8 protein-coding genes are annotated in these 7771 nt (G+C 69.2%); 6 read left to right on the forward strand and 2 right to left on the reverse strand.

What is annotated here, in order from left to right; genetic code table 11:
* The first annotated feature begins 74 nt into the window (after nucleotides 1-74).
* The 6 genes from HHL10_RS27700 (at nucleotide 75) to HHL10_RS27725 (ending at nucleotide 5690) form a co-directional block, all read left to right on the forward strand.
* Nucleotides 75-920 (forward strand): IclR family transcriptional regulator, encoded by an 846-nt coding sequence (locus HHL10_RS27700; RefSeq protein WP_235971839.1) that lies wholly within the window; start codon nucleotides 75-77, stop codon nucleotides 918-920.
* Complete coding sequence (locus tag HHL10_RS27705; RefSeq protein ID WP_205833256.1) at nucleotides 917-1897, forward strand: 2-dehydro-3-deoxygalactonokinase; 981 nt, start codon at nucleotides 917-919, stop codon at nucleotides 1895-1897. Before HHL10_RS27700 ends, HHL10_RS27705 begins: the two co-directional genes overlap by 4 nt.
* Nucleotides 1894-2565 carry a 2-dehydro-3-deoxy-6-phosphogalactonate aldolase gene (locus HHL10_RS27710; protein WP_375138992.1) on the forward strand — a complete coding sequence of 224 codons (672 nt, stop codon included), beginning with the start codon at nucleotides 1894-1896 and terminating at the stop codon, nucleotides 2563-2565. Before HHL10_RS27705 ends, HHL10_RS27710 begins: the two co-directional genes overlap by 4 nt.
* Before the next feature lie 120 nt (nucleotides 2566-2685).
* Nucleotides 2686-3651, forward strand: a complete 966-nt coding sequence (locus tag HHL10_RS27715; RefSeq protein ID WP_169163653.1) for a tripartite tricarboxylate transporter substrate binding protein — start codon at nucleotides 2686-2688, stop codon at nucleotides 3649-3651.
* A 58-nt stretch (nucleotides 3652-3709) separates the two neighbouring features.
* The gene (gene kduD / locus HHL10_RS27720; RefSeq protein WP_169163654.1) at nucleotides 3710-4474 is read left to right on the forward strand and encodes a 2-dehydro-3-deoxy-D-gluconate 5-dehydrogenase KduD; all 765 of its coding nucleotides are present in this window, start codon (nucleotides 3710-3712) and stop codon (nucleotides 4472-4474) included.
* 241 nt (nucleotides 4475-4715) lie between these two features.
* Complete coding sequence (locus HHL10_RS27725; protein ID WP_169163655.1) at nucleotides 4716-5690, forward strand: sulfite exporter TauE/SafE family protein; 975 nt, start codon at nucleotides 4716-4718, stop codon at nucleotides 5688-5690.
* A gap of 116 nt (nucleotides 5691-5806) precedes the next feature.
* Here HHL10_RS27725 and HHL10_RS27730 read toward each other — a convergent pair whose 3' ends face one another.
* Both HHL10_RS27730 and HHL10_RS27735 read right to left on the reverse strand, forming a co-directional pair.
* Nucleotides 5807-7252, reverse strand: coding sequence for a sulfatase family protein (locus tag HHL10_RS27730; RefSeq protein ID WP_169163656.1), 1446 nt, complete (start codon nucleotides 7250-7252; stop codon nucleotides 5807-5809).
* Between the two features lie 382 nt (nucleotides 7253-7634).
* Nucleotides 7635-7771: NAD(P)(+) transhydrogenase (Re/Si-specific) subunit beta (locus tag HHL10_RS27735; RefSeq protein WP_169163657.1), on the reverse strand; the 137-nt coding region annotated here is incomplete at its 5' end.

Here is a 7771-nt window from a genome sequence, read left to right on the forward strand (position 1 = left end):
AACACTCTCACTATTTGGGCTTGATAACCGATATTTGACACTTCTACTGCTGCATCCCTACGATGAAAAACACCATGCACCCGCTCACTCCCACCTCCGACCGACCCGTGAACGACGCTGAAGCGCCCACGGGCGGCGCTGCGGAAGGCCGCAGCACAGCCAGCGGCACGCAGACGCTGCTGCGTGGGCTGGCGCTGCTGGAATGCGTGGCGGAAGGGGTCAATGACGTGCGCGGCATCGCGGCGCGGCTGGGCACGCCGCGCAGCACCACGCACCGGATGCTGGGCAGCCTGGTACAGGAGGGCTACCTGCACCACATCCCGTACCGCGGCTACCTGCTGGGCCCAAAGCTGCTGTTCCTGGGCCAGCGCGCGCTGGAGCAGCGGCCGCTGGCGGCGCTGGCGCGTCCGCACCTGGAGGCGCTGGCGCAGCAGACGGGCGACACGGTGCACCTGGGCAGCGTCGAGGGCGACGAGGTTTTTTATCTGGACAAGGTTTCCGGCACGAAGGGGCTGGAGATGCGCTCGCGCATCGGCCAGCGCATGCCGCTGGCCTCCACCGGCGTGGGCAAGGCACTGATGCTGGGCATGGACGAGACGCGCTGGGAGGCGCTGTACCGCCGCGCCGAGGAGGCACGCCAGGGCCGGGAGGACAAGCCGCCGCTGCGGCCCTGGACGCTGTACCTCGAAGAGATGCGCCGCTACCGCGCGCAGGGCGTGGTGCTGGACCTGGAAGAAAACGAGCTGGGCATCCGCTGCGTGGGCGCGCCGGTGCGCGACATCAGCGGGCAGGTGGTGGCGGGCCTGAGCGTGGCCAGCGCCCTGCCCTGGATGCCCGAGGAGCGCATGGCGCGGCTGGCGCCGGTGGTGCGCCAGCGCGCCGAGGCACTGTCCAAGGAGTTGGGATGGAAACCGAGCTGAACCGGCGGGGCGCGCGCCCCGCCCTGGTGGCGCTGGACTGGGGCACCTCCAGCCTGCGCGCTTTCCTGATGGACGCCGCCGGCGCGGTGGTGGCCGAGCGCGCAAGCTCGCAGGGCCTTCGGCACCTGCCGCAGCCCGGGCATGCCGGCTTCACGCAGGCACTGTCGGCCATCGCCGGCGACTGGCTGCGCGACGGGCCGCGCCTGCCGCTGGTGGCCTGCGGCATGGTGGGCAGCGCGCAGGGGTGGCGCGAGGCGCCCTACGTGGGCTGCCCGGCCGATGTCACCACGCTGGCCGCGCACGCCGCCCGCGTGGACGACGCGCTGGGCCGGCCGCTGTGGATCGCGCCGGGCCTGCTGTACGCGCCCGGCAACGAGCCGCCCGACGTGATGCGCGGCGAGGAGATTCAAATTGCCGGCGCGCTGGCGCGGCAGCCGCAGTGGGCGCGGCGCGCCTGCCTGGTGCTGCCGGGCACGCATTCGAAATGGGCCTGGGTCGAGGACGGCCGGGTCACCACCTTCCGCACCGCCATGACCGGCGAGGTCTATGCCGTGCTGCGCCAGCACTCGCTGCTGGGGCAGCTGATGTCCGAGGGCGAGAGCGAGCCCGCAGTCGCCGCGGCGGCTTTCAACCAAGGCGTGGAGCGCGCCCGCGCCAGCCGGCCCGGCGACCTGACGCATGAGCTCTTTGCCGTGCGCACGCTGGGCCTCACCGGCCGGCTGCCCGGGCCCGCGCTGGCGGACTACCTCTCGGGGCTGCTGATCGGCCACGAGATCGTCTCGGCGCTGGCGCAACCGGGCATGGCGGCGCCGGACGAGATGCCGCTGCTGCTGGTGGGCGAGGCCGCGCTGTCGCGGCGCTACGCCCAGGCGCTGGCGGCCTTCGGCCGGGCGCCGGCGGCCGAGCTGGGCAACACCGCGCCGCAGGGGCTGTGGCGCTTCGCCGGCGCGGCCGGGCTGATCGGCGCGGCGGCATGAGCACACAGGAGACAGCGATGGGCACACAGGAGCCGTTGCAGGCGCGTTTCGAGGCCGCGCTGCGGGCGCTGCCGCTGGTGGCGATCCTGCGCGGACTGCGGGCCGAGGAGGCCGAGGGCGTCGGCGCCGCGCTGGTGGAGGCGGGGTTCCGCCTCATCGAAGTGCCGCTGAATTCGCCGGACCCCTTCGACAGCATCGAGCGGCTGCGCAAGGCGCTGCCGGCCGAGGCGCTGGTGGGCGCGGGCACCGTGCTGCAGACGCTGCAGGTGCAACGGCTGGCCGGCCTGGGCGCCGAGCTGGTGGTGATGCCGCATGCCGACACGGCATTGATCCGCAGCGCCAAGTCCTACGGCCTGCTGTGCGTGCCCGGCGTGGCCACGCCGACCGAGGCCTTCGCGGCGCTGCACGCGGGCGCGGATGCACTGAAGCTGTTTCCGGCCGAGCTGATCACGCCGCCGGTACTGAAAGCCATGCGCGCGGTGCTGCCCACGGACACGCGGCTGCTGCCGGTGGGCGGCATCACGCCGGACTCGATGAGCCCGTATGTGAGAGCCGGTGCCGCCGGCTTCGGGCTGGGCTCGGCGCTGTACGCGCCGGGCATGGCGGTGGCGGAAGTGGCGCGGCGCGCGCGCGATTTCGTCACGGCCTGGGCTGCGCTGCGCGGCTGAGCCCGCTCCGGGCAGGCTCGGCAGGCCGGCGCAGACCGGCGCAGACCGGCTCCGACTCTGCCTGCATTCCCACGCGCCTGACGCCAGAGCAGGCGCTTCACCACCAAGAAGGAGACAGACATGAGCCTGAAGAGAAGAACCGCGCTGCTGGCCGGACTGGGCGCGCTGGCACTGCTGCAGGCGCCGGCGGCGCTGGCGCAGGACTACCCGGCGCGCCCCATCGAGCTGGTCGTGCCCTACCCGGCCGGCGGCGGCACCGACGCGGTGGCGCGCGCCTTCGCGGACTCGTTGCGCAAGCACCTGCCGCAGTCCGTGGTGGTGGCCAACAAGACCGGCGCCGGCGGCGCCATCGGGCTGACGGAAGTGATGGCGGCGCGCCCTGACGGCTACAAGGTCGGCGTCGGCACGGTGGAGATGACGATGCTGCCGCACCTGGGCACGGCGCGCTTCACCGCGCAGGACTTCGTGCCCATCGCCCTGCTCAATGCCGAGCCCAGCGCCATCACCGTGCACGCCAATGCGCCCTGGCGCACGGTGGAGGACTTCCTGGCCCATGCCAAGGCCTATCCGGACAAGGTGCGCGTGGGCAACTCCGGCGTGGGCGCGATTTGGCACCTCGCCGCCGAGCAGCTCGGCCGCAAGAGCGGCGTGAGCTTCATGCACGTGCCCTACGCCGGCGCCAATCCGGCCATCAACGACCTGATGGGCGGCCACATCGAGGCCGTGACGGTGAGCCCGGCCGAGGTGGCGCAGCATGTGGCGGGCGGCAAGCTGCGGCTGCTGGCCGTGATGGCGGACCAGCGCGTCAAGCGCTTCCCCGAGGTGCCCACGCTCAAGGAGAAGGGCATCGACGTGAGCATCAGCACCTGGCGCGGCATCGTGGCGCCCAAGCGCACGCCGCAGCCGGTGGTGGACACGTTGCGCGCCGCCAGCCAGAAGGCCGCCAACGAGGCCGAGTTCCGCGATGCCCTGGCCAAGCTCGACCTCACTCACGCCTACGCCGACGCGCCGGCGTTCCAGAAGGTGATCGAGCGCGACAACGCCTTCTTCAAGCAACTGATGGGCGAACTGGGCATCGCGAAGTAAGGCCGTCTCCGAGCCTCATCACCACCGCACCGCGCCCGGACAACAAGGAAGTACCCACATGAACGACAAGAAGCTTTTCGACCTCTCCGGCCGCGTGGCGCTGGTCACCGGCTGCAACAAGGGCCTGGGCCAGGGCATGGCCCTGGCGCTGGCCGATGCCGGGGCGCGCATCGTCGCGCTCACCCGCACACGCCCCGACGAGACGCTGGCGCTGCTGGCCGGGCGCGGCACGCCGGCCCTGCACCTGCAGACCGACTTCGGCGACATCGCCGGTTTCGATGGGCTGGTGGCGCAGGCCGCGGCGCATTTCGGGCGGGTGGACATCCTGGTCAACAACGCCGGCACCATCCGCCGCGCCGAGGCGCTGGAGTTCAGCGAACGGGACTGGGACGAGGTGGTCGATCTCAACCTCAAGAGCGTGTTCTTCCTGTCGCAGGCCGTGGCCCGGCGCCTCGTGGCCCAGGGCGGCGGCGGCAAGATCGTCAACATCGCCTCGATGCTGTCCTACCAGGGCGGCGTGCGCGTGCCCTCCTACACGGCGTCCAAGAGCGGCGTGCTGGGCCTCACGCGCGAGCTGGCCAACGAGTGGGCGCCGCACGGCATCAACGTCAACGCCATCGCGCCGGGCTACATGGCCACCGACAACACCGAGGCGCTGCGCGCCGATGCCCGGCGCAATGAGGCCATCCTGGAGCGCATCCCGGCCGGGCGCTGGGGCCGGCCCGAGGACCTGGCCGGGCCGGTGGTGTTCCTGGCTTCCGCCGCCGCCGACTACGTGCACGGCTTCACCCTGGCGGTGGACGGCGGCTGGCTGGCGCGCTGAGCCGCACATCCACTCATCCGCGGGACCCGGTGGCCGGGAACCCGGCTCCGGCCTGCCGCATTGCCGCCACTGCAGGAGCAACGAGTTGATAACCGGCAAAGGGTGCATTTGCAGCGTCTTACAAGCATGGAAAGCTCATAAGGAAGCCGAAAAAGCTTCGTAGGCGCGGCGCAAGGGCCTCATTACCTTGGCGACTCTTCATCGTTGTTCCCGGCATATCGCAGTTGCCGGGCCTTGCGCCATGGAAGCCTCCTCCCTCGACGTCGCTGCCCGCCCGCTGGCCCCGCCGCTGTCCGCCGACGCGCCCGTCGCCGAGGAGCTGTCGCACCATCCCGACCACCACCCGGAGCTGCGCTTCGCGATGTGGGCGGCGGTGTCCATCTTGTGCGGGCTGCTGTCCTTCCTGGCCTGGCGGCTGTTCTTCGGCGAGCACGGCGGCAGCGGGACGCAGATCGTGAAGGACACGCTGGCCAGCCCGGTGTTCTGGAGTGCGGTGGCGGTGGGCGTGCTGGCGCAGGCCATCGACGGCGCGCTGGGCATGGCCTACGGCGTGACGGCCACCACCTTCCTGCTCAGTGCCGGCGCCACGCCCGCAGCGGCCAGCGCCAGCGTGCACATCGCCGAGGTGTTCACCACCGGGCTGTCGGGCATCTCGCACGTCCGGCTGGGCAACGTCAACAAGGGGCTGTTCCTGCGCCTGCTGGTGCCGGGCAGCCTGGGCGCGATCCTGGGCGCGGTGCTGATCACGCAGGTGGACGGCAAGGCACTGAAGCCTTTCGTGTCGGCGTACCTGGTGCTGATGGGCCTCTACATCCTGCGCAAAGCCTGGCGCCACCGCGTTCAGCAGCGCCAGCCGCCCAGGCATGTGGCCAAGCTGGCCCTGCTGGGCGGCTTCGTCGATGCCGCCGGCGGTGGCGGCTGGGGGCCGGTGGTGACCAGCAACCTCATCGGCGCCGGCGGCGACCCGCGCACCACCATCGGCTCGGTGAACTTCGCCGAGTTCTTCCTGACGCTGTCCGGCGCCACCTCGTTCATCCTGCTTGCCGGCGAGCCCAGCACCTGGACCCTGGTCGCCGGCCTGGTACTCGGCGGCCTGTTCGCCGCCCCGTTCGCCGCGCTGCTGTGCAAGCGGCTGCAGGCGCGCACGCTCATGACGATCGTCGGCTGCCTGGTTACCGCGATCAGCGCCTGGAACGTCTACATGGCGCTGGCTTGAGGCTTCGGGCTGTCGGTCGCGGCCGCGACGGCACCCGCACAAAGCTTTCCATGAGGCGGCGCGCCGAACGGCTCATCTGCACCTTGCGCACGACCCACTCGACGCCCCGCGGCGGTTCACCTGCCGGCGCGCACCTCCTCGGCCGCACGCAGCGCCGCACCCTTGGCGGTGCGCAAGGCGCGGGCCTGTTTGGTCAGGGCGGCCTTCAGCGCGGTGGGCATGGTGTCGTAGCGGTTGTCGAGCTGGTAGGGGTCCACGTCCATGTCGTAGAACTCGCCGTCACCGTTGCCGTAGAGGGCGAACATCCGGTTCGTGGCCGTACGCAGGCCGTGGAACGATTTCTCGGGGGCAATGGGCTGGCTCTCCAGCAGCAGCGCCTGGCGCCAACGTGCCGGCGGCGTGCTGCGGAACAGCGGCACCAGGGAGCGGCCGTCCACGAAATCGGGCGGCGTCACGCCCGCGATGGCGGCAAAGGTTGGTGCCAAGTCAACGTTGGCCGCCAGGTGCGTCACCCGATGGCCGGCCGGAATGCCCGGGCCGCGCACGACCAGGGGCACGCGGATGTCTTCCTCGTAGGCGCGGCCCTTGCCGGTGGCCAGCCGGTGCTGTCCCATGTGCACGCCGTTGTCCGAGGTGAAGACGATGTAGGTGTTGTCCAGCTGGCCGGAAGCCTGCAGTGCCTGCACCAGGCTTTCGACCATGTCGTCCAGTGCATGCGTGGCGCGGCGCAGGCGCACGTAGCGCTGGTCGATCTTTCTTTGCTGCCAGGCGCTGACGGGCGGCAGGTTGCGCATCCAGCGCGGCTTGTCGCTCATGTCGGGCTCGTTGAATGAGGGCGTACGCGGCGCCTTGAGGTTGCCGTAAAGCTTCAGGTACCGGGGCGGTGCCACGGCTGGCAGGTGCGGCAGCGTGGGCGTGAGCATCAGGAAGAACGGTTGATGGGGCGGATCGGCGGCGGCTTCATGAATGAAACGCTGGGCCTGCCGCAGCAGCACGTCGTTCAAGTGATCCTCTGCCGCCTCGCCGTAGCGCTGCGTGGTGCCGTTGAAATTGATCTTGTAGTTGTACTGGAGGTCCATGTCTCCGCCATTGGGCACGAACCAGAGGCTCCAGCCCGGCGGCACATAAGTGGGCCCGACCTTGGGGTCCGGATATTGATTCATGTACTTCCCGACCAGCCCGGTACGGTATCCCGACTGTTTCAACCAGGTGGCCATGGTGGAGGCTTCTATACCGCTCTGGTAAACCTTGAGAAAGCCGCCGTTTGGAAACACGTTGCCGAATATGGTGGTGTTGTGCGCAAATTGGCCGCGCAGGATGGAAGCCCGGGACGGGCAGCAGACAGACAGGCTCACAAAACTGTTCTGGAATTCCATGCCCCGGTCGGTGAGCAGAAGCTTGAGCTTGGGCATGTGCTGGAACAGCGCATAGTCCATGTCATCGACCAGGATGAACAGGATGTTGCTGCGCGGCCCGGCCACTGCCGCGCCAGCCGGCAGTGCAACACCACACAGCAACGCCACCAGCAACAGCAGCCTTTGACATATCAAAGAGAATCCCATTCCGCAAACTCCACGGTGGCATACCACAACGGCAAGCCGCTTGTCCGGAAGGCAAACAGCTTTTGATGATGATCAATTCAGAAAGATGCAGGAGCTGCAGACTGAGATAATGTTTTACGAATAAAACTGATCACAACCGGTACGGCCTTATTGCGTAAGACATTCAGTATTGCGCGCACGGCACCCCGAAGATCAGCGATTACCGGCCATCGCCCCAATAGAAATAGGGCCAACAGGCTGCAACGGAAAATCTTCGGAATATCACGCTGCTGCGGCAATGGGAGCTTGCGCCTGTAGGCGCGGCAAGAAGTAGGCGCGGCAAGAAATTGGTAAGGAAAAGGCCGCCCGAAGGCGGCCTTGAAGCGCAGTGGGAAAGCGCGGGCTACTCCACCGCCTTGACCATCTCCTCGACCACCTTCTTGGCGTCGCCGAAGACCATCATGGTCTTGTCCATGTAGAACAGCTCGTTGTCCAGCCCGGCATAACCGGCGGCCATGCTGCGCTTGTTCACGATCACGG

Origin of the sequence: Azohydromonas caseinilytica, from assembly GCF_012927045.1 — a bacterium.
Lineage (GTDB): Bacteria > Pseudomonadota > Gammaproteobacteria > Burkholderiales > Burkholderiaceae_C > Azohydromonas > Azohydromonas caseinilytica.

Excerpts from the sequence above, each read along its gene's own strand:
- HHL10_RS27700 (WP_235971839.1), top strand. The coding sequence starts at position 75 with ATGCACCCGCTCACTCCCACCTCCGACCGACCCGTGAACGACGCTGAA.
- HHL10_RS27710 (WP_375138992.1), top strand. The coding sequence starts at position 1,894 with ATGAGCACACAGGAGACAGCGATGGGCACACAGGAGCCGTTGCAGGCG.
- HHL10_RS27715 (WP_169163653.1), top strand. The coding sequence starts at position 2,686 with ATGAGCCTGAAGAGAAGAACCGCGCTGCTGGCCGGACTGGGCGCGCTG.
- kduD (WP_169163654.1), top strand. The coding sequence starts at position 3,710 with ATGAACGACAAGAAGCTTTTCGACCTCTCCGGCCGCGTGGCGCTGGTC.
- HHL10_RS27725 (WP_169163655.1), top strand. The coding sequence starts at position 4,716 with ATGGAAGCCTCCTCCCTCGACGTCGCTGCCCGCCCGCTGGCCCCGCCG.
- HHL10_RS27730 (WP_169163656.1), bottom strand. The coding sequence starts at position 7,252 with ATGGGATTCTCTTTGATATGTCAAAGGCTGCTGTTGCTGGTGGCGTTG.